This is a genomic window from Bacillus sp. 007/AIA-02/001 (assembly GCF_004634455.1).
In the GTDB taxonomy this organism is placed as follows: domain Bacteria; phylum Bacillota; class Bacilli; order Bacillales; family Bacillaceae_G; genus Bacillus_A; species Bacillus_A cereus.
Genome location: NZ_SEIY01000001.1, coordinates 358,369 through 381,095 on the forward strand (window position 1 = coordinate 358,369; position 22,727 = coordinate 381,095).

Here is a 22,727-nt window from a genome sequence, read left to right on the forward strand (position 1 = left end):
TTTTTTCGTTTGTGGATACAATAAGATAGCAACTTTTTAACAGAAAGAAGATGGAAGAAAGTGGTGGTGTTATCGCTGTTTTTGTTAAAATAAAAAGATAGGTTAAGAAAAGAAGGGATTTTAATTATGGAAAAAGATGAACGTTTTAAACAGGCCGAGTTTGGTGCTATTGTCGGGATCGTTGGTAATATTATATTAGCGATTGTAAAGGCGGTAATTGGTTATATTGGGAACAGTAAAGCGTTATTAGCGGATGCCGTGCATTCTGCATCAGATGTAATAGGTTCGCTAGCTGTACTTTTTGGACTGCGAGCGGCAAAGCAGCCACCTGATGAGGATCATCCGTATGGTCATGGTAAAGCGGAATCGATTTCAGCGATTATTGTTGCGGTATTATTATTTATTGTGGGACTTGAAATCGCGATTTCGTCTATAAAAGCTTTTTCGCAAGAACTAGAACCGCCGAAAGGAATTACGATATTTGCTGTTGTTCTTTCAATCGTCGTGAAAGAAGGAATGTTTCAATATAAATTCCGATTAGGGAAAAGAGTAAACAGTGATGCAATTATTGCAAATGCATATGAGCACCGTTCTGATGTATTTTCTTCAATTGCAGCTTTAATCGGTATTTGTGCAGCTATAATCGGTGGTAAGTTTGGTATAGACTGGCTCGTATATGCTGATCCGATTGCAGGATTAGTTGTTTCACTTCTTGTTGTAAAAATGGCATGGAGCATTGGAGCGGAAGCAATTCATGCAACGCTTGACCATGTTCTTCATGAGGAGGATGTTATTCCGCTTAGAGAGGCCGTTCTTCAAGTAGATGGTGTGAAAAAAATTGGTTCTTTATATGCACGGGAGCATGGTCATTATGTTATTGTCGATATTAAAGTGTCTGTAGATCCATACATTACCGTAGAAGAAGGACACCGTATTGGAAAACATGTGAAAGAAATACTTATGAAACAAGATAATGTACAAAATGTATTCGTACATATAAATCCGTATTCTCCAAATTAAACATCATTAACATTTTAGTATATAGATATTGCATCGTAGTTTGCATTATATTGTCACCCCTTAATCTGTCTTGTATAATGAACAGGTTAAGGGGTGATTTCGTGTTACAACCGAAGACGCGTTGGAAAGAAAAAGAATATAATGACGAGCGAGTGAGTGAATTAGCAAGTAAATTACAGTTATCGCCACTTGTCGTTTCATTATTCCTCGGTAGAGGACTAGATACAGAAGATAAGATTTTAGATTTTTTAAATACAGAAAATCAAGAATTTCATGATCCATTTTTATTAGAAGGAATGGATAGAACGGTAGAACGTGTAAATAAGGCGATTCAAAATGGAGAGCAAATATTAATATTTGGTGATTATGATGCGGACGGAGTAAGTAGTACGACGGTTTTATATCTTGCTCTTCAAGAATTAGGTGCAGAAGTAGAATTTTACATTCCAAATCGTTTTACAGAAGGGTATGGACCGAACGAAGAAGCATTTCGTTGGGCGCATAGTGCAGGTTTCTCACTGATTATTACTGTCGACACTGGCATCGCAGCAGTACATGAAGCGAATGTAGCGAAAGAGCTTGGAATAGATCTAATTATTACAGATCACCATGAGCCACCGCCAGAATTGCCAGAAGCGCTTGCGATTATACATCCGAAATTAGAAGGTGGCGTATATCCGTTTCACTATTTAGCTGGTGTAGGTGTTGCGTTTAAAGTTGCGCATGCACTATTAGGCCGTGTACCAGAACATTTATTAGAGATTGCAGTAATCGGTACAGTAGCCGATTTAGTATCACTTCATGGTGAAAATAGGTTGCTAGTGAAACGCGGTTTAAAACATATGCGTATGACGAGAAATATTGGTTTGAAGGCATTGTTTAAAGTTGCTAACGTTTCGCAAAGTGAAATTACAGAAGAGAGTATTGGCTTCTCAATTGCACCTCGTATTAATGCGGTTGGGCGTTTAGAAGATGCTGCGCCGGCTGTACACCTTTTATTATCAGATGATCCAGAGGAAGCGAAAGAGTTGGCCGAAGAAATTGATGAGCTGAACAAACTGCGAAAAGATATTGTAAAGCAAATTACAGAAGAAGCTATCGCTGAAGTTGAAAATAAATTCCCGCCAGAAGAAAACAAAGTATTAGTACTTGCAAAAGAAGGCTGGAACCCAGGGGTAATTGGAATTGTTGCTTCTAAATTAGTTGAACGTTTTTATCGTCCGACGATTGTATTAAGCATCGATCCTATAAAAGAAACAGCAAAAGGCTCAGCACGTAGTATTGCAGGATTTGATTTGTTTGCAAACTTATCAGATTGTAGAGAGTTATTGCCACACTTCGGAGGGCATCCGATGGCAGCGGGAATGACGCTACATATGAATGATGTAGATGAATTACGTCGCCGATTAAATGAACAAGCAGATGCGATTTTAACAGAAGAAGATTTTATTCCAATTACAGCAGTTGATGTTTTTTGCAAAGTAGAGGATGTAACGCTAGCGGCAATTGAAGATATGCAAAAACTAGCCCCGTTTGGTATTGGAAATCCGAAACCACGTATTGCAGTAAAAGATGCAGAGTTAGAAAGCATTCGCGCAATCGGATCAGATGGTTCTCATTTAAAAATGGCTCTTCGTGATGGACAAGCAACACTGGATACAATTGGATTTGGTTTTGGTGCATATGCTAAAGAAATCTCTCCAGTTGCAAAAGTATCTGTAATAGGAGAAGCATCCATCAATGAATGGAATAATTTTAAGAAGCCACAACTAATGGTACAAGATATTGCTGTAGAGGCGTGGCAATTATTTGATTGGCGTAGTATGCGTAATGCAGAAGCAAATTTAGCAGAACTTCCGAAAGAAAAAATAACAATGGTGTATTTTTCTGAAGAGGTATTGAATAAATTCTCTTTAGAGAGCTATAAAGAAAAGCTCATGCATGCTTCAGAAGTAACGCATTTAGATGATCAATATATCGTGTTACTTGATTTACCAAAAGGAACCGATGAATTACGTGAGTTATTTAAGGCAGGATTCCCAGCGCGAATTTATACGCTATTTTATCAAGAGAATAACCACTTATTTAGTACAGTTCCTACGAGAGAACACTTTAAATGGTATTATTCTTTCTTAAACCAAAAAACACCATTTTCTTTAAGACAATATGGAGAACAACTATGTCGTCATAAAGGTTGGTCAAAAGATACAGTAAATTTTATGACACAGGTGTTTTTTGAGTTAGAATTTGTTACAATAAAAGATGGCGTCATTTTTATGGCAGACAAAAAACAAAAGCGTGATTTAATTGAATCGAACACATATCGTGAGAAAATGAACCACTTACAATTAGAAAAAGAATTGGTTTATAGCACATATCAGCAACTATATACATGGTTTGAAACGATTCGTAATCATAAAGAAGTAGAACAGTTAGGGTAAAGGATTTGTATTTACAAACCTTTTAGATCTGAGGAGGATTCAGAAATATGGATTTCAAGCAACATATCGCAATTGTACCGGATTATCCGAAAGAAGGTATTGTGTTTAAAGACATTACACCTTTAATGAATGACGGTAAAGCATACAAAGCAGCAACAGATGCAATCGTTGAATACGCAAAAGAAAGAGATATCGATGTTGTAGTAGGACCAGAAGCTCGTGGTTTCATTATCGGTTGCCCAGTTTCTTATGCGTTAGAAGTAGGATTTGCGCCAGTTCGTAAATTAGGAAAATTACCACGTGAAGTAATTACAGTTGACTACGGTAAAGAATATGGTAAAGATGTTTTAACAATCCATAAAGATGCAATTAAGCCAGGTCAACGCGTATTAATTACAGATGACCTATTAGCTACAGGTGGAACTATCGAAGCGACAATTAAGCTAGTTGAAGAACTTGGCGGAGTTGTAGCAGGGATTGCATTCTTAGTAGAGCTTACTTACTTAGATGGTCGTAAAATGTTAGATGGTTACGATGTATTAGTATTAGAAAAATACTAATCACTATATAGGTAAAACTACGGTGATAAAAAGTACCCGTGAATCTCTTGGAGAGGAGCGGGTACTTTTGTATAATTGAACAAAAAATCATGGTGAAATGTCAGTAAAATCTTTTCCTTTTCACAATTCACAATCATTGGGTTATAATGATAGAATATAATTTATTCTATTAAATAAAGATAAAGTCAATTTTCAATAAAAGGTGATTCGATGGCAAATGAGCAGGTACTAACAGCTGAACAGGTACTCGAGAAAGCAAGTCAATATTTAGTGGATGAAGATATTGAGCTAGTAGCACGTGCCTATGAATATGCACGCGATGCGCATAGCGAACAATACAGAAAATCGGGTGAACCGTATATTATTCATCCAATTCAAGTTGCAGGTATTTTAGTTGATTTACACATGGATCCAGCTACGGTATCAGCAGGTTTCTTACATGATGTAGTGGAAGATACAGAGATTACGTTAGAAGATATTGAACGGGAATTTAACAAAGAAATTGCTATGCTTGTTGATGGTGTTACGAAGCTTGGGAAGATCAAATATAAATCTCACGAACAACAACAAGCAGAAAACCATCGCAAAATGTTTATTGCAATGGCTCAAGATATTCGAGTTATTTTAATTAAACTAGCTGATCGTCTTCATAACATGCGTACATTGAAACATTTGCCTCAAGAGAAGCAGCGTCGCATAGCGAATGAAACGCTAGAAATCTTTGCACCTTTAGCACATAGACTCGGAATTAGTACTATTAAATGGGAGCTAGAGGATACGTCACTTCGCTATTTAAATCCACAACAATATTATCGTATTGTAAATTTAATGAAGCGTAAACGTGCAGAACGTGAAGAATACTTAGACGAAGTAATGACTGGTATTCGTGAGAAATTAAAAGAAGTTGCAATTCAACCTGAGATCTCTGGAAGACCGAAACATATTTACAGTATTTATCGTAAAATGGCACTGCAAAATAAACAGTTCAATGAAATTTACGATTTATTAGCTGTACGTGTCGTTGTAAATAGTATTAAAGATTGTTATGCAGTGCTTGGAATTATTCATACGTGCTGGAAGCCGATGCCAGGTCGTTTTAAAGATTATATTGCAATGCCAAAAGCAAATCTATATCAATCTCTTCATACGACTGTAATTGGACCGAAAGGTGATCCACTTGAAGTGCAAATTCGTACGAAAGAAATGCACGAAATTGCAGAATTCGGGATCGCGGCACACTGGGCATACAAAGAAGGAAAAACAGCAGAAACAACAGGTACATTAGAGAAGAAACTCACGTGGTTCCGTCAAATATTAGAATGGCAAAATGAAGCTTCTAATGCAGAAGAATTTATGGAGTCATTAAAAATTGATTTATTCTCTGACATGGTATTCGTCTTTACACCGAAAGGCGATGTAATGGAATTACCACTTGGATCGGTTCCAATTGATTTCGCGTATCGTGTCCATTCGGAAATTGGGAATAAAACAATTGGTGCAAAAGTAAACGGGAAAATGGTAACGCTGGATTATAAATTAAAAACCGGCGATATCATTGAAATTTTAACGTCGAAACATTCATATGGCCCAAGTCAAGATTGGGTAAAACTTGCTCAAACATCTCATGCGAAAAATAAAATTCGTCAATTCTTTAAGAAACAACGTAGAGACGAAAATATTGAAAAAGGCCGTGAACTTGTTGAAAAGGAAGTACGTGGTCTAGAGTATGAGATGAAAGAAGTATTAGCGCCTGATAACTTAAAACGCGTCGCTGAGAAATTTAACTTTGCAAATGAAGAAGATATGTTTGCGGCAGTTGGATATAGCGGAATTACAGCTTCGCAAATTGTTACGCGACTAACGGACAAGTTCCGCAAGCAACGCGAAGAAGAAGAAATTGTTGAAGTCAAAGAAGTTCGTAAACCGATGAAAATTCGAAAATGGGATTCTGGTGTAAAGGTAAGCGGTGCTGATAATTTATTAATCCGTTTATCGAAATGCTGTAACCCAGTTCCGGGTGATGATATCGTTGGGTATATTACGAAAGGCCGAGGTGTATCGATTCACCGCCGTGATTGTGTAAATGTTCATACAGAAGAAGCGATAGAACGTTTATTAGAAGTTGAGTGGGAAGGTAGCCCTGAAAAAGAAATAGAGTATAACGTTGATATTGAAATTTCAGGTTACGATCGCCGCGGTTTATTAAATGAAGTACTGCAAGCTGTTACAGAGACGAAAACATACATTTCAGCTGTTTCTGGTAGAAGTGACCGTAATAAGATGGCAACAATTAATATGTCAATCTCGATTCGTAACTTACAACACTTGAAAAAAGTAGTAGAACGCATTAAACGCGTTCCAGAAATTTATGCAGTACGACGCATGATGCATTAATAGGGAGTGTAGAAAGATGAGAGTTGTTTTACAACGATCAAAGAAAGCGTCTGTCACAGTAGACGGTGAGATCGTAGGACAAATTCCGTTCGGTTTAACATTACTAGTTGGCATTACGCACGAAGATACAGAAAAAGATGCAACTTACATTGCGGAAAAAATTGCAAACTTACGTATTTTTGAAGATGAGAGCGGAAAGATGAATCATTCTGTACTTGATGTAGAAGGACAAGTTCTATCTATTTCGCAATTCACATTATACGGAGATTGCCGCAAGGGAAGACGTCCAAACTTTATGGATGCTGCGAAACCTGATTATGCAGAGCGTTTATACGATTTCTTTAATGAAGAAGTTCGTAAACAAGGATTACATGTGGAAACAGGGAAGTTCGGAGCAATGATGGATGTTTCTTTAATCAATGATGGTCCGGTGACCTTAATTGTAGAAAGTAAATAGTGTTGATAAAAAAGAGAGGGTTATATAATCCTCTCTTTTTTATACATTGTTGTATGTTTTGTTCATTTATTTGGAATTAATAGCAGTTTCGGTTATGTATAACTCTCCCATCAATATGGAACAATAAAAAGTAAAACATCCATATTGAATGTGAGGGATATACGTATGCGTATGAATGAAAAAGGGCATTCTGTTACAAATGGTGCAAATCAACTATTTAACGTGAATTTTCATGATTTTATTTCAAAAGAGCAAAACAATACTTCAATGGAGCTTGCTTCCGAGTTTGGGATTTCTCTTCAAGATGTAAAGCGTTTAAAGAAGCAGATTGAACGTTCTTAGAGCACTTGACAATCCTACTTAACAAACGTATAGTAATTTTATATTTACATATGAATATAACCGTTGATAGAGAAGAGTAAATGAGACACACATGGAAAGAGAAGAAATGTCTTAGGCTGAAAACATTTCTACATGATGACTGATTGAATGACACTCTAGAGGTTTCAACTTGAACGGCATATACGCTTAGTAGGGATGAACGCATATTTAAGCGTTATTAAAAAAGTGGAAGCATAAGTGCTTCAATTAGGGTGGCACCACGGGTATAATACTCTCGTCCCTACTGTTCAAACAGTAGAGGCGGGAGTTTTTTTATTTTTATTAAGATTAAAACAATTTGAGGAGGAACTGAATATGTCTATTCAAATCCCACGCGGAACGCAAGATATTCTTCCAGGCACTGTTGAGTTATGGCAGTATATCGAAGGGCAAGCACGCGAAATTTGCCGTCGTTACAATTATAAAGAAATTCGTACACCAATTTTTGAGCACACTGAGCTATTTTTACGCGGTGTTGGTGATACGACAGATATCGTACAAAAAGAAATGTACTCATTCCAAGATCGTGGAGAGCGCAGCTTAACATTACGTCCAGAAGGTACTGCACCTGTTGTACGTTCTTATGTTGAAAATAAAATGTTTGGTGATGCAACACAACCAACGAAATTATACTATATCGGTCAAATGTTCCGTTATGAAAGACCACAAGCAGGTCGCTATCGTCAATTCGTACAATTCGGTATCGAAGCAATCGGCAGTAATGACCCTGCAATTGATGCAGAAGTAATTGCACTTGCTGTTGAATTTTACCGCGGCATGGGCTTGAAAAATATTAAAGTTGTATTAAACAGCTTAGGTGATGCGGCGAGCCGTCAAGCACACCGTGATGCGTTAATCGCACACTTTGAGCCACGTATCGGTGAGTTCTGTTCTGACTGTCAATCTCGTTTAGAAAAGAACCCTCTTCGTATTTTAGATTGTAAGAAGGACCGTAACCATGAATTAATGGGAACAGCACCATCTATTACAGAATACTTAAATGAAGATTCAGCAGTATACTACGACAAAGTTCAAGAGCTATTAACGATGATGGATGTTCCGTTTGAAAAAGATCCGAACTTAGTGCGTGGTTTAGACTACTACCAACACACTGTTTTTGAAATTATGAGTGAGGCAGAAGGTTTCGGTGCGATCACTACATTAAGCGGTGGTGGCCGTTATAACGGACTTGTACAAGAAATCGGTGGACCAGAAATGCCAGGTATCGGTTTTGCAATGAGTATTGAACGTTTAATTATGGCGCTAAAAGCTGAAAACATTGAATTACCACTTGAACATAGCATTGATTGTTACGTTGTGGCGCTTGGCGAAAAAGCGAAAGACCATGCTGCAAAAGTTGCGTTCGATCTTCGTAAAGCTGGATTGTCAGTTGAAAAAGATTATTTAGATCGCAAAATGAAAGCACAATTTAAATCAGCAGATCGTCTAAAGGCGAAATTTGTAGCTGTATTAGGAGAAGATGAGCTAGATAAAGGCATCATTAACTTAAAAGATATGGCAACAGGTGAACAAGAAGAAGTAGCGTTAGATGTATTTGCTTCATACGTAGCAGAGAAATTAATATAGGGGGAACTTACAGTGGCTGAAAGAACACATGCATGTGGAAAAGTAACAGTAGAAGCTGTTGGACAAACAGTTCAATTAAAAGGTTGGGTACAAAAACGCCGTGACTTAGGTGGATTAATCTTTATCGATTTACGTGACCGTACAGGTATCGTACAAGTTGTATTTAACCCAGAAACATCAAAAGAAGCGTTAGAAGTAGCAGAAACAATTCGTAGCGAGTACGTATTACACGTAGAAGGTACAGTTGTTGAACGTGGTGAAGGCGCAATTAATGACAATATGGCAACTGGTCGTATTGAAGTACAAGCAACGAAAGTAAATGTACTAAATGCAGCGAAAACAACGCCAATCATCATTGCTGATGATACAGATGCATCAGAAGATGTGCGTTTAAAATATCGTTATTTAGACTTACGTCGCCCAGTAATGTTTAACACATTCAAAATGCGTCATGACGTAACGAAAACAATTCGTAACTTCTTAGACACAGAAGAGTTCTTAGAAGTAGAAACACCAATTTTAACGAAAAGCACGCCAGAAGGAGCTCGTGACTATTTAGTACCAAGTCGTGTGCATGATGGTGAATTCTATGCACTACCACAGTCACCACAGTTATTTAAACAGCTTCTTATGGTCGGCGGATTTGAGCGTTACTATCAAGTAGCACGTTGTTTCCGTGATGAAGATTTACGTGCGGATCGTCAACCGGAATTCACGCAAATCGATATCGAAGCTTCATTCTTAACACAAGATGAAATTTTAGATATGATGGAGCGTATGATGACGAAAGTTATGAAGGATGCAAAAGGTGTAGAAGTTAGTGCACCATTCCCTCGTATGAAATATGCTGATGCAATGGCTCGCTACGGTTCTGATAAGCCAGATACACGCTTTGAAATGGAACTAACAGACTTATCTGAGTTTGCAGCAGGTTGTGGCTTTAAAGTGTTTACAAGTGCTGTAGAAAGCGGCGGACAAGTAAAAGCAATCAATGCAAAAGGTGCTGCAAGTAAATATTCTCGTAAAGACATCGATGCATTAACTGAATTCGTGAAAGTATACGGTGCAAAAGGTTTAGCTTGGCTTAAAGTTGAAGAAGACGGTTTAAAAGGACCGATTGCAAAATTCTTCGGTGAAGAAGATGCAAATGTGTTAATGAGCACATTAGAGGCTACTGCTGGCGACTTATTACTATTCGTAGCAGATAAGAAGAGCGTTGTTGCAGATAGCTTAGGTGCACTTCGCTTACGTCTAGGTAAAGAGCTTGAGTTAATTGACGAAAGTAAATATAATTTCCTATGGGTAACGGATTGGCCACTTCTTGAGTACGATGAAGATGCAGATCGTTACTTCGCAGCTCACCACCCATTCACAATGCCATTCCGTGAAGACGTTGAGTTACTAGAAACAGCACCAGAAAAAGCACGTGCACAAGCATATGACCTTGTATTAAACGGTTATGAGCTTGGTGGTGGATCACTTCGTATTTACGAGCGTGACGTACAAGAAAAAATGTTCAAAGCACTTGGATTCTCACAAGAAGAAGCGCAAGAGCAATTCGGGTTCTTACTAGAAGCATTCGAATACGGTACACCACCACACGGCGGAATCGCATTAGGTTTAGATCGTCTTGTTATGTTACTTGCAGGCCGTACGAATCTTCGTGATACAATTGCATTCCCAAAAACAGCAAGCGCAAGCTGCTTATTAACAGAAGCTCCAAGCCCAGTTGCAGAAGCACAGCTTGAAGAGTTAAACTTAAAATTAAGCTTAAAAGAAGAGAAGTAAGAATAGGGTCTAGATGGTTATACTATAACCGTCTAGACTTTTTTTGAGAGGTTGTTTAAAAAGTCCGGTTTAGATAACTGTCGCATCTCATCGTTGCTTCGCCAGTCCGGTGCTCGAGTAGTATTTTTCTACACTGCGCTCCTCCTGGCTTCAGCGCCTCGATCTGCTTGGTTCTCTAAATCCTCCTTTTTAAACGTGTATTGAAAGGAAGTTTAAAAAGTCCGGTTTAGATAACTGTCGTATCTCATCGTTGCTTCGCCAGTCCGGTGCTCGAGTAGTATTTTTCTACACTGCGCTCCTCCTGGCTTCAGCGCCTCGATCTGCTTGGTTCTCTAAATCCTCCTTTTTAAACGTGTATTGAAAGGAAGTTTAAAAAGTCCGGTTCAGATAACTGTCGCATCTCATCGTTGCTTCGCTAGTCCGGTGCTCGAGTAGTATTTCTACACTGCGCTCCTCCTGGCTTCAGCGCCTCGATCTCCTCGGTTCTCTGAATCCTCTTTTTTAAACGTGTATTTAGGAAGAAATGAAATTCTGGTCTATGTTTTCATTTTCGAAATATGTATTTTTAGGAATTCTATAACTTTTTCTATACAAATAGTCGGAAAAACGCTAGAATACATGGTAGACCATTTTTGTAATAGGAGTGTAGAGCTGAATGTTACATCAATTTTCACGTAATGAATTAGCCTTCGGTAAAGAAGGACTTGAAATATTAAAAAATAGTACAGTCGGTATTTTAGGAATTGGCGGCGTAGGTTCATTTTCAGCTGAAGCGTTAGCGCGTTCTGGAGTAGGACGTCTCGTATTAGTTGATAAAGACGTTGTAGATATTACAAACGTAAACCGTCAAATTCACGCTTTAGTATCTACTGTAGGACGTTCAAAAGTAGAATTAATGAAAGAGCGTATTGCAGACATTAATCCGGAATGTGAAGTAATTGGACTAGAAATGTTTTATACAGATGAAACATATGAAGAGTTTTTTAAACACGGTTTAGATTTCGTAGTGGATGCATCTGATACGATTACGTTCAAAATCCATTTAATTAAACAATGTTTACGTCGTAAAATTAAAATTATCTCATGTATGGGTGCAGCAAATAAAATGGACCCAACTCGTTTCCGTATTGCGGACATTTCTAAAACACACACAGATCCGATTGCGAAAGTCATTCGTACGAAGCTTCGTAAAGAGGGTATTAAAAAAGGTGTAAAAGTTGTCTTCTCTGACGAAAACCCAATCGTAATTCGTGAAGAAGTACGTAAAGAAATCGTACCAGACGAAAATGCAAAAATTCGTAAAGCGAAATTACCGCCTTCATCAAATGCATTCGTACCATCTGTGGCAGGCTTAATTATGGCAAGTCACGTTGTACGTGAACGTATTAAAAATGTAGAAGTGAAACGTGTAGGGCAAGAATAAAAGAAAAGCATATATCCATTTTGGATATATGCTTTTTTATATGTATTAAAGAAATATGGAAATTTGCATCACTACTAGTTCAAATGTAAGTAAGGTTAGTAAGTAAAAATCATATTTATCTGATTTATAGGCGGATGTCTTTTTTAGACTGTTAATGGTGAAAAGAGCTAAAGTCAGGACGAGAAGGCCAAGAGTTATTTTGAAGATTATTAATGAAATAGCAACCATCCCCCTTTAAAGGTATATGTTTATAATAACATTTTAGTAAAAAATATCTAATCCGTTTTAGGAGTTTCCTTGTATGACAAGGAGGAATGTTATTGTCAATCTTTGTCGTTAAATCGATATCCTTTATTGAATCGTTGATATATTGCAAATTGTGATAGATATATTCGAAAAATCGTTAATATAATTTCATTTACCGACATGTATATATATGATTTACCGAAAACAAACAAGGATGTCACTCAGTTAAAAAAGTGACATCCCTGTTTTTAATTCTCAGCAGAATAAATAATATCTAAATTCCCGTTTTGATCGGTTTTGAAAATCGGGGCAATTTGCTCTTCTTGCTCTTCGACCGAAACAAGTTTTCGAGCACGATCCATAATTCGAACAAGCATCGCGTAATCTTCTTCGATTGCTTGTTGTTTTTTTGTGAGTACCGCTAATTTCGTTTCAAGTTCATGATTCGTTTTTTGCAGAGAAGTGAGCTGAGCTTGTAATACATCATTTTCAGTTTGCAACTTTGCGAGTGAAGGGTTATTATGCTCCAAGTTTTGCAAAAATGAGATGACATTTTGCATCGTAAGTTCTTGTTTACTTGGCGTAATATCTTCAGAAAACTCAGCATCGATTACGAGTTGTTTCGTTTTCGTGAACTGATTTTTTTCTATTTTAGCTTCAGAGCGCTTTAATTCTTTACGTTGTTTCTTCGCAAGCTGCACAGCATCTTCGTAATTTGGTCTTACTTCAGCATTCCATCTAAAGCCGCAAGCTGCTGAAGTCCGGTTCAACGTATCGCCGACTTCATCAAATGCTTTTATTTGTGTACTTCCACTGCGAATATGTCGTAAAACAGTTTCTGCTAAAAGGAGATCATCTTCTTTTGTCCATGCATCTTGACGTGTTTTCATAAGCGAAGCCTCCATAATGGTGACGTTTTCGTTTATGTTACCCTTTATTTTTCGTTTTATTCGAAGTTTGTAATCTTTCATAAACAGTAGAAAGGGCTTGCTCAAATTTCCCTGTCGTTTTCGGTTTATAATATTGCTTGTTTTTTATTTTATCAGGTAAGTATTGTTGCCTGACCCAGCCGTTTGGATGGTCGTGTGGATATAAATATCCAATGCCTCTTCCAAGTGATTCTGCGCCTTTGTAATGACTATCTTTTAAATGGCTTGGAATGTCACCTGTTTGACCGTTGCGTAAATCGTGTAATGCAGCATCAAGTGCTTTATAAGCTGAATTTGATTTTGGTGATAAGCATAGCTCGATAACGGCATTTGCAAGTGGGATGCGTGCTTCTGGGAATCCAACTCGTTCAGCTGATTCAATTGCAGCTAGTGTACGTGGTCCAGCTTGTGGGCTAGCAAGTCCAATATCTTCATAAGCCATAATAAGAAGGCGTCTGCCAATACTTTGTAAATCACCTGCTTCAATAAGGCGTGCTAAATAATGGAGCGCTGCATTTACATCACTTCCGCGCACTGATTTTTGAAATGCTGATAATACGTCATAATGAGCATCGCCGCCTTTGTCGTGAACGAAGCTCTTCTTTTGTAAGCATTCTTCCGCAATCTCGAGTGTGATTTCAGCCGCTTGATCGTCTGTAGTAAAGCTAGATAATACAGCAAGCTCAAGTGCGTTATAAGCGGAACGCATATCACCACCAGAGGCGTTTGCAAAGTGATGTAGTGCTTCATCTGTTACCGTTACAGCATATTCTCCAAGGCCTTTTTCTTTATCTTCTAAAGCTCTTTTTAACCCAATTAAAATATCATCTTCTGTTAGTGCGTGTAATTCGAAAATTTGACACCTGCTTCGAATAGCGGAGTTTATTGCATGGAATGGATTACTTGTCGTTGCACCAATTAAAGTAAGAAGTCCGCTTTCTAAGTGAGGTAATAGAAAGTCTTGCTTTGCTTTATCTAGACGGTGAACTTCATCTAAAATTAAAACGAGGTGTCGATGCATCTTCGCTTCTTGTACGACAACTTCCATATCTTTTTTATTGTGAGTAACAGCATTCAATAGACGAAACGGGGTACCGGTACTTCCAGCAATTGCACTGGCAATGGATGTTTTTCCTGTACCTGGAGGACCGTATAAAATCATAGATTGAAAATGATTGGCTTGGACCATTCGCCATAAAATCTTTCCTTCACCAACTAAATGTTGTTGCCCAATAATTTCTTGAATATTTGTAGGGCGCATTCGATGTGCGAGTGGTTGTTTCATTTGGACCGTCTCCCTTAATATATAATCTCGTTCTATCGTATCATTTTTTTCTACGAAATTTGAAATAGGATGCTGTTTTATGGGGAAAATAAATGATAATATTTTCATTTTTCTTTCAATTGTAATAATTCCCGAGTTTTTCAATGTGATTTTATGTTATCATTTTGATACACAAGTTGAAATTTCTTATAATACTATATTATGCTATAATTTCATAGGATTTTAAATTGTGTTCTTTTTATAAATAAGATATAACCAATAGAAGTGAAAATTTGAAAAGAGGTGCAAAATAGATGAAAATTTCAACGAAAGGCCGCTATGGCTTAACAATTATGATTGATCTTGCAAAAAAGTTTGGTGAAGGTCCGATTTCATTAAAATCAATTGCGCAGGCACATGACTTATCGGAACATTACTTAGAGCAATTAATTTCACCACTTCGTAACGCGCGTCTAGTAAAGAGTACGCGGGGAGCATATGGCGGATATGTACTATCAGATCAGCCGGCTAACATTACAGCTGGAGATGTAATCCGTGTATTAGAGGGTCCGATTAGTGTTGTAGAAATGATAGAAGAAGAAGAACCAGCACAACGCCAATTATGGATGCGTGTTCGTGATGCGGTGCAAGAAGTGTTAGATAGTACAACGTTAGAAGATTTAGTACGTTATGAGGAAGAAAATCACGGGGGCTATATGTTTTACATTTAATTCCTTGTGAAACGATTTGGAAAGAAGGAGATTTAATGGAACGCATTTACTTAGATCATGCTGCGACATCTCCGACTCACCCAGAAGTGGTCGAAAAGATGATTCCATATATGACAGAAATATTCGGGAACCCGTCTAGTATTCACTTTTATGGACGTCAAACTCGTCACACAGTAGATGAGGCGAGAAGAGTGTGTGCACGCAGCATTCATGCGAATCCGAATGAAATTATATTTACGAGCGGTGGTACAGAAGCTGATAATTTAGCGCTTATCGGTGTAGCACGTGCGAACCGTCATAAAGGTAACCACATTATAACGACGCAAATTGAACATCATGCGATTTTGCATACGTGCGAATTGTTAGAGCGTGAAGGGTTTGAAGTGACATATTTACCTGTCGATGAAACAGGGCGCATTCAAGTTTCTGACATACAAAAGGCATTAACAGAAGAGACGATTCTTGTATCTGTTATGTTTGGGAATAATGAAGTAGGGACGATGCAACCGATTGTGGAAATAGGAAAGCTGTTAAAAGAGCATCAAGCGTATTTCCATACAGATGCGGTACAAGCTTACGGTTTAGTAGAAATTAATGTGAAAGAGTTTGGTATTGATTTATTATCAATTTCAGCTCATAAAATTAACGGGCCAAAAGGTGTAGGTTTCTTATACGCTGGTGCAAATGTGAAATTTGAACCGTTATTAATAGGCGGAGAGCAAGAAAGAAAACGCCGTGCTGGTACGGAAAATGTGCCTAGTATTGCTGGGCTTCAGCATGCAATTCTTATAGCTGAAAAAACTCGTGAGCAAAAAAATGCCCAATATGAAGAGTTTAAAGATATAATGGTATCTGTCTTCAAAAATGAAGGCATTACTTTCGAGGTAAACGGAAACTTAGAACATCGCTTACCGCATGTACTTAATGTAAGTTTTACAGGAATGAACATTGAACCGTTTCTTGTGAACTTAGACTTAGCTGGTATTGCAGTATCAAGTGGTTCTGCTTGTACAGCTGGTTCGATTGATCCATCACATGTATTAGTAGCGATGTTTGGAAAAGACTCCGATCAAATACGTTCATCCGTACGCTTTAGTTTTGGACTTGGAAATACGAAAGAGCAAATTGAAAAAGCGGCGTACGAAACAGTGAAAATCGTGAAGCGATTAACACAAAATTAGTATGGGAGGTGACATGATGAACAAACTACCTCACGAAACACGCGTTGTCATCGGAATGTCCGGTGGCGTCGATTCATCTGTAGCAGCACTTTTATTAAAAGAGCAAGGTTATGATGTAATCGGAATTTTTATGAAAAACTGGGATGATACAGATGAGAATGGTGTCTGCACAGCAACAGAAGATTACAATGATGTAATTGAAGTGTGTAACCAAATTGGTATTCCGTATTATGCAGTAAACTTTGAAAAACAATACTGGGATAAAGTATTTACGTACTTCTTAGATGAGTACCGAGCTGGTCGCACACCAAACCCAGATGTAATGTGTAATAAAGAAATTAAATTTAAAGCATTTTTAGAGCATGCAATTGCGCTTGGTGCGGATTATGTGGCAACAGGCCATTATGCACGCGTTGCTTATATGGACGGCGAATATAAAATGCTTCGCGGTGTTGATGACAATAAAGATCAAACATATTTCTTAAATCAATTAAGCCAAGAGCAATTATCAAAAACAATGTTCCCGTTAGGTGAATTAAAGAAACCGCAAATTCGTGAAATGGCGAAAGAAGCTGGCTTAGCGACAGCGGCGAAAAAAGATAGTACAGGTATTTGCTTCATTGGTGAGCGTAACTTTAAAGATTTCTTAAGTAACTACTTACCGGCACAACCAGGTGTAATGCAAACATTATCTGGTGAAGTGAAAGGGAAGCATGACGGTTTAATGTATTATACAATTGGACAACGTCATGGCCTTGGAATTGGTGGTAATGGTGATCCATGGTTTGCTGTTGGGAAAAATCTAAAAGAAAACATTTTATATGTTGATCAAGGATTCCATAACGAACTTCTATATGGTGATGAAGTTATTGCTACGAATGTAGGATGGGTAAGTAACAAAGAAAAAGAAACAGAATTTAAGTGCACGGCGAAATTCCGTTATCGTCAAGAAGACAATAAAGTAACGGTTCAAATCGTTGATGAAAATACAGTTCGTATTCTTTGTGATGAGCCAATTCGTGCAATTACACCAGGACAAGCAGTCGTTTTCTATGATGGAGATGAGTGCTTAGGCGGTGCTACAATTGATGAAGTATACCGTAGTGGTAAGAAATTGGATTATTTAGGATAAATGAGAAGCCTCTGCCGATTAGCGGTTAGAGGTTTCTTTTACATAAAGCGAATTTTCGTTCGCTTGGAAAATACATTCTTTGTTATAATTTGTTGTAGAGGTGAAGGACATGTCAAACAAACTTGAAACAGGTATTCAATATATGCAAGAAGGAAACTGGGAAGAAGCAGCTAAAAATTTTACAGAAGCAATCGAAGAAAATCCGAAAGATGCGCTTGGGTACATTAATTTTGCAAATTTATTAGACGTATTAGGTGATAGCGAGCGAGCGATTTTATTTTATAAACGTGCACTAGAGTTAGATGATAAATCTGCAGCAGCCTATTATGGTTTAGGAAATGTATATTATGGCCAAGAGCAATTTACTGAAGCGAAAGCTGTATTTGAACAAGCAATGCAAGCTGGATTACAATCAGCTGATGTAACATTTATGTTAGGTATCACACATGTACAGCTTGGAAATGATCGTCTTGCACTACCATTCTTACAAAGAGCAACAGAATTAGATGAAAACGATGTAGAAGCTGTATTCCAGTGCGGACTTTGCTTCGCGCGATTAGAACACGTTCAAGAGGCGAAACCTTATTTTGAAAAGGTATTAGAAATGGATGAGGAGCATGCAGATGCGTATTACAATTTAGGTGTTGCGTACGTATTTGAGGAAAATAATGAGAAGGCTCTCGCTTTATTTAAGAAAGCAACTGAAATTCAGCCAGATCACTTTTTAGCGGGTAATGGCGTTCGTTTATTAGAGCAAGAAGCTGAATAAGATAAAAATATAGTTTAATGGGTAGTTATCCCTCATCTAAAAAGGTGGGGGATGTACTGCTCATTAAAGTGAAAATACCGGAAAGGAGAGGAAAAATGGGAAATCAACATGCAATGGATTTGTTTGAGGAAGAGAAAAAGTTTATAAAAGCGCAAGTTCTTCATACCATTTTCCACAACGAAGAAAACCTCTATTCCGTTGTCAGTATGAAAGTCATTGAAACGAATGAAACGTATGACGAAAAGAAAGTAATGATAAACGGTCATTTTCCCCGCATGCATGAAGATGAAGTGTTTACATTGACAGGTCATTTTAAGGACCATCCAAAGTATGGAAAACAATATATGGTTGAAACATTTAAAAAAGAATTGCCGCAAACAAAAGCAGGTATGGTGCAATATTTAGCGAGTGATTTATTTAAAGGGATAGGAAAGCGTACAGCTGAAAAAATTGTGGACCATCTCGGAGAACATGCTATTTCTAAAATTATGGATGACCCTGAGGCATTAAATGGTGTCGTTAATAAACAAAAGGCTCAGGAAATATATGAGACAATTGTTGAACATCAAGGGCTAGAGAAAGTAATGAGCTTTTTAAATGGCTACGGTTTTGGAACGAAACTTTCTATTAAGATTTACCAGCAATATAAAGAGATGACATTAGAAGTGATTCGTAATAATCCGTATCAACTTATCGAAGAAGTGGACGGGATTGGTTTTGGAAGAGCGGATGATATAGGGCGTGCGTTAGGGATATCGGGTAATCATGACGACCGTGTACGCGCAGGATGTTTTTACACATTAGAGAATGTCTCATTACAACTTGGTCACGTTTATATGAGGAAAGATCAACTTGTAAGAGAAACGATGTCACTTTTAAACAATCAAGAAGGAAGAGTGACTGAGGAAGATATTATAGGTTGTATTGAAACGATGCAAAGTGAAGGGAAAGTCATCATAGAAGAAGAACGAGTGTATTTAGCAACGTTATTCTACTCTGAGAAAGGTGTTGTAAAGTCTATTCGCAGGCTTATGAATCAAGAAGAAACACCTTCATTTCCAGAAGCAGAAGTGTTAAAAACGTTAGGTGAAATTGAAGAACAACTGAACGTACAATATGCACCGTTTCAGCAAGAAGCAATTCAAACGGCACTTCATAAACCGATGATGTTATTGACAGGTGGACCAGGAACAGGGAAAACAACAGTTATTAAAGGGATTGTTGAAATGTATGCATCACTACACGGGTTATCGTTAAATCCGAATGAATACAGTGATGATAATCCATTTCCAATACTATTAACAGCTCCAACAGGAAGAGCAGCGAAGCGGATGAGTGAATCGACAGGACTTCCAGCTTGCACAATTCACCGTTTACTTGGTTGGACGCCAGAAGGATCTTTCCAGCGTAATGAAACGGATCCTGTCCAAGGTAAGCTCCTTATTATCGATGAATTTTCAATGGTTGATATTTGGCTTGCAAATCAGCTATTTAAGTCGTTGCCGACGAACATTCAAGTTATCGTTGTAGGTGACGAAGATCAGTTGCCATCTGTAGGACCTGGACAAGTATTAAAAGATTTATTAAATGCAGGCGCAGTTCCGACAGTGAAGCTTACTGAAATTTATCGTCAAGCGGAAGGCTCATCAGTGATTCAACTTGCCCATGCGATAAAAAATGGAACTCTACCACCAGATTTAGCACAAAATCAAAAAGATCGTTCATTTATCGGCTGTACAGGAGCTCAAATTGTTGAGGTTGTGAAAAAAGTTTGTGAAAATGCTAAAACAAAAGGCTTTAGCGCAAGAGATGTACAAGTATTAGCACCGATGTACCGCGGGCCTGCTGGTATTAATGTATTAAACGAAGCGCTGCAACAAGTATTTAATCCGAAGAGGGAAAAGAGTAAAGAAATTGCTTACGGTGATGTTGTGTACCGAAGAGGCGATAAAGTACTGCAACTCGTGAATCAGCCGGAGAGCCAAGTGTTTAATGGTGATATTGGAGAAATTGTTTCGGTGTTTTATGCGAAAGAAAACGTTGAGCAACAAGATATGATTATCGTTTCATTTGACGGAATTGAGGTAACGTATACGAAGCCCGATTTAAATCAAATTACGCATGCATATTGTTGTTCCATTCATAAATCACAAGGTAGTGAATTTCCGATTGTTATTATGCCAATCGTGAAAAGTTACAACCGTATGTTACGTCGTAATTTAATTTACACGGGCATTACAAGAAGTAAGAAGTTCCTTATTATTTGCGGAGAGGAAGCAGCTTTCCAATCTGGTGTAAATCGCCTTGATGATGCAATGCGTCAAACAACCTTAGCTAGTCGCTTGCAAGAATCACAAGGAGAAGTACAGATGGTCACAGTTAATGGCGAGGAAATGGACGTGGAAAACATTTCACCGTATGATTTCATGTAACAAGGTGAAATTATATAGTGAAACTTTCAAAAGCATAGCGTTGAAAGGCTCCAGTAAAATGTATAAATGAATGCAGTTTGGACATAATGGCGAATAGAATCTGGGAGACTGTAAGGAGATGAAAGCCATATGTTTATTTGTCCAAATTGCAAAGGGAAAGACATTGGAAAAATAGGTGTCAACCAATTTTATTGCTGGAATTGTTATATCGAATTATCGGTTTCAAAGGGGAAAATCCATACGCATCAAGTTGAGGAAGATGGTTCACTAAGCTCTCTTGATGATTTATTTGATGAGAATGAAAGAACGATCGGATAACGAAAAGGGGGATTTACTTTGAATCTACGCAATTCATTAATCGCATTAGGTGTTGGAGCTGCAGCATATCAATATGCTCGTAAGCAAGATGTATTTTCAAAACGCAATATGAAAAAAGCACGTAAGATGATTAAGTCTTACTTATAATCATTTCGATAAAGTGAAAAACTCCCTTGTAGACAAGGGAGTTTTTTTATGCACCCATATGTAAATAAAAAAGTCCGATCTCTGAGAAAAGATAAGATAGACCGTAGCAGCCAACGCCAAGTATTCCATACTGCCATAATTGCTTCGCTTTTTCTTTACGTGAGGAATGAATAAAGAACCCCTTCCAAATACCGAACCCGATACAAATCCATTCAAGAATCATAAAAAGTGCTGATAATCCAAGCATAAACAAAACCATAATTAGCCCTCCTGATTATATTAATTCATGCTGTATTCTCAGGGGTGGTTGTCCTTGTTATGTTATTTATATGTACGTCTTTAAAAAACAGTATGGTCCGTATGAAAAGATTTTAAAAGTTTCGCACATAACCTACCCCATTTATTTTCAAAATAAAGGTGGAGGAGGTTTTTCATGTGAAGAATCTTAAAATCATTTGGATATATCGTTTAGGATTATTGTTACTTGTTTTTCTTTGTCTGCTCGTCTTTTTAAAAATTAAGCCGCTATGGGCACCGATTATTTTTGTATTTAAAGTAGCAATCACGCCGTTTCTTATCGCGTGTTTTATTGCGTATTTATTGCACCCTTTAATTGAAAAAATTCATAAGGAAGGGATGCCCCGTACACTTGCCATTTTGCTCATTTATATCCTTTTCTTTGGCGGAATTGGTTATGGGATTTATAAAGGAACACCAGTCGTTATTAAACAGTTACAAGAGATTAATGAACAATTTCCGCAGTTTACAAAAATGTACGATTCGTGGATGGATGGCGTTACAGAACAAACGGCGAATTTCCCTTCGTTCATTCATGAAAAGGTGAAACAACTTTTTGTGGGTGTGGAAACGAAGATTCAAGCGCTTTTAAATAAAGTGATGAGTACAGCTCGTGGTGTACTCGATTCATTGCTCATTATTTTCTTAATACCGTTCATTGTATTTTACATATTAAAAGATTATGGTGAGTTTTATCATATCTTTTGGAAACTAGTCCCAAGTAAATGGCGAGGTACGGGGCAAATGCTTGCGAAAGAAATTGATAAATCACTTGGAAGTTATATTCGAGGACAGTTATTTGTTTGTTTAGTATTAGGGGGAGTATCAGCTCTTTCTTTTTGGTTTATCGGTATGAAATATCCATTATTGCTTGGCATTATTATTGGGGTAACGGATATAATCCCGTACTTCGGTCCTATTTTAGGAGCAATCCCGACGTTAATGATTGCAGCAACAGTATCAACGAGTTTACTTATTAAGGCGGGGATCACAATTGCGATTTTGCAATTTGTGGAGAGTAACATTTTATCGCCTTACATCGTTGGTAAGTCACTTCGTATGCATCCCGTTATTATTATGCTTGCCTTACTAGTTGGGGGAGAGGTAGCTGGGATTGTAGGATTGCTAATATCGGTTCCGATTTTAGCAGTTATTCGCACTGTCATTGTTCATGTGAGACCGCTCTTGAAAAAAGAAGATGTGTAAGTATAGAAGCCCTCTATGTAAGAA

20 protein-coding genes and 1 other annotated feature are annotated in these 22,727 nt (G+C 37.7%); of the genes, 17 read left to right on the forward strand and 3 right to left on the reverse strand.

The window, feature by feature from the left end; all coding sequences use genetic code 11:
- Positions 1 to 126 precede the first annotated feature (126 nt).
- From ES895_RS01900 to ES895_RS01940, 9 genes are all read left to right on the forward strand, one after another.
- A complete protein-coding gene (locus ES895_RS01900) occupies positions 127 to 1,020 on the forward strand; it encodes a cation diffusion facilitator family transporter (RefSeq protein WP_000409741.1) in 894 nt (297 codons plus the stop codon).
- 101 nt (positions 1,021 to 1,121) lie between these two features.
- Entirely contained in the window at positions 1,122 to 3,461 is a 2,340-nt protein-coding gene (recJ, locus tag ES895_RS01905; RefSeq protein WP_000941236.1) for a single-stranded-DNA-specific exonuclease RecJ, read from the forward strand.
- Positions 3,462 to 3,508: 47 nt separating this feature from the next.
- Entirely contained in the window at positions 3,509 to 4,021 is a 513-nt protein-coding gene (locus ES895_RS01910; protein WP_000346215.1) for an adenine phosphoribosyltransferase, read from the forward strand.
- Between the two features lie 210 nt (positions 4,022 to 4,231).
- Positions 4,232 to 6,415, forward strand: a complete 2,184-nt coding sequence (relA, locus tag ES895_RS01915) for a GTP diphosphokinase (protein ID WP_001262811.1) — start codon at positions 4,232 to 4,234, stop codon at positions 6,413 to 6,415.
- Between the two features lie 16 nt (positions 6,416 to 6,431).
- Positions 6,432 to 6,872 carry a D-tyrosyl-tRNA(Tyr) deacylase gene (locus tag ES895_RS01920; RefSeq protein ID WP_001266965.1) on the forward strand — a complete coding sequence of 147 codons (441 nt, stop codon included), beginning with the start codon at positions 6,432 to 6,434 and terminating at the stop codon, positions 6,870 to 6,872.
- 165 nt (positions 6,873 to 7,037) lie between these two features.
- Positions 7,038 to 7,214 carry a hypothetical protein gene (locus ES895_RS29140; protein WP_001242605.1) on the forward strand — a complete coding sequence of 59 codons (177 nt, stop codon included), beginning with the start codon at positions 7,038 to 7,040 and terminating at the stop codon, positions 7,212 to 7,214.
- 54 nt (positions 7,215 to 7,268) lie between these two features.
- Positions 7,269 to 7,499 (forward strand) — a binding site (T-box leader).
- A gap of 69 nt (positions 7,500 to 7,568) precedes the next feature.
- On the forward strand, positions 7,569 to 8,840 hold the full coding sequence (gene hisS, locus ES895_RS01925) for a histidine--tRNA ligase (protein ID WP_000027084.1): 1,272 nt from the start codon (positions 7,569 to 7,571) through the stop codon (positions 8,838 to 8,840).
- Between the two features lie 12 nt (positions 8,841 to 8,852).
- Complete coding sequence (aspS, locus tag ES895_RS01930; protein WP_000840899.1) at positions 8,853 to 10,628, forward strand: aspartate--tRNA ligase; 1,776 nt, start codon at positions 8,853 to 8,855, stop codon at positions 10,626 to 10,628.
- Between the two features lie 655 nt (positions 10,629 to 11,283).
- The gene (locus ES895_RS01940; RefSeq protein WP_000903182.1) at positions 11,284 to 12,051 is read left to right on the forward strand and encodes a tRNA threonylcarbamoyladenosine dehydratase; all 768 of its coding nucleotides are present in this window, start codon (positions 11,284 to 11,286) and stop codon (positions 12,049 to 12,051) included.
- Positions 12,052 to 12,545: 494 nt separating this feature from the next.
- Here ES895_RS01940 and ES895_RS01950 read toward each other — a convergent pair whose 3' ends face one another.
- Positions 12,546 to 13,187, reverse strand: coding sequence for an RsfA family transcriptional regulator (locus tag ES895_RS01950; protein ID WP_000857722.1), 642 nt, complete (start codon positions 13,185 to 13,187; stop codon positions 12,546 to 12,548).
- A gap of 37 nt (positions 13,188 to 13,224) precedes the next feature.
- Positions 13,225 to 14,511 (reverse strand): replication-associated recombination protein A, encoded by a 1,287-nt coding sequence (locus ES895_RS01955; RefSeq protein ID WP_000812919.1) that lies wholly within the window; start codon positions 14,509 to 14,511, stop codon positions 13,225 to 13,227.
- Positions 14,512 to 14,804: 293 nt separating this feature from the next.
- Here ES895_RS01955 and cymR point away from each other — a divergent pair, with 293 nt between their 5' ends.
- From cymR to ES895_RS01990, 7 genes are all read left to right on the forward strand, one after another.
- Positions 14,805 to 15,221, forward strand: a complete 417-nt coding sequence (gene cymR, locus ES895_RS01960; protein WP_000704116.1) for a cysteine metabolism transcriptional regulator CymR — start codon at positions 14,805 to 14,807, stop codon at positions 15,219 to 15,221.
- A gap of 35 nt (positions 15,222 to 15,256) precedes the next feature.
- Entirely contained in the window at positions 15,257 to 16,402 is a 1,146-nt protein-coding gene (locus ES895_RS01965; RefSeq protein WP_000439892.1) for a cysteine desulfurase family protein, read from the forward strand.
- A 16-nt stretch (positions 16,403 to 16,418) separates the two neighbouring features.
- Complete coding sequence (gene mnmA / locus ES895_RS01970; RefSeq protein WP_001038010.1) at positions 16,419 to 17,534, forward strand: tRNA 2-thiouridine(34) synthase MnmA; 1,116 nt, start codon at positions 16,419 to 16,421, stop codon at positions 17,532 to 17,534.
- A 109-nt stretch (positions 17,535 to 17,643) separates the two neighbouring features.
- A complete protein-coding gene (locus ES895_RS01975; protein ID WP_000066409.1) occupies positions 17,644 to 18,303 on the forward strand; it encodes a tetratricopeptide repeat protein in 660 nt (219 codons plus the stop codon).
- 95 nt (positions 18,304 to 18,398) lie between these two features.
- A complete protein-coding gene (gene recD2, locus ES895_RS01980; protein ID WP_000528086.1) occupies positions 18,399 to 20,735 on the forward strand; it encodes an SF1B family DNA helicase RecD2 in 2,337 nt (778 codons plus the stop codon).
- A gap of 129 nt (positions 20,736 to 20,864) precedes the next feature.
- Positions 20,865 to 21,053, forward strand: coding sequence for a hypothetical protein (locus ES895_RS01985; protein ID WP_000469281.1), 189 nt, complete (start codon positions 20,865 to 20,867; stop codon positions 21,051 to 21,053).
- 18 nt (positions 21,054 to 21,071) lie between these two features.
- Complete coding sequence (locus tag ES895_RS01990; RefSeq protein ID WP_001053553.1) at positions 21,072 to 21,200, forward strand: YrzQ family protein; 129 nt, start codon at positions 21,072 to 21,074, stop codon at positions 21,198 to 21,200.
- Between the two features lie 46 nt (positions 21,201 to 21,246).
- Here ES895_RS01990 and ES895_RS01995 read toward each other — a convergent pair whose 3' ends face one another.
- A complete protein-coding gene (locus tag ES895_RS01995; RefSeq protein ID WP_000242535.1) occupies positions 21,247 to 21,459 on the reverse strand; it encodes a hypothetical protein in 213 nt (70 codons plus the stop codon).
- 176 nt (positions 21,460 to 21,635) lie between these two features.
- Between ES895_RS01995 and ES895_RS02000 the strand changes: the two genes are divergently transcribed.
- Entirely contained in the window at positions 21,636 to 22,703 is a 1,068-nt protein-coding gene (locus ES895_RS02000; RefSeq protein ID WP_000793128.1) for an AI-2E family transporter, read from the forward strand.
- The last annotated feature ends 24 nt before the right edge of the window (positions 22,704 to 22,727 follow it).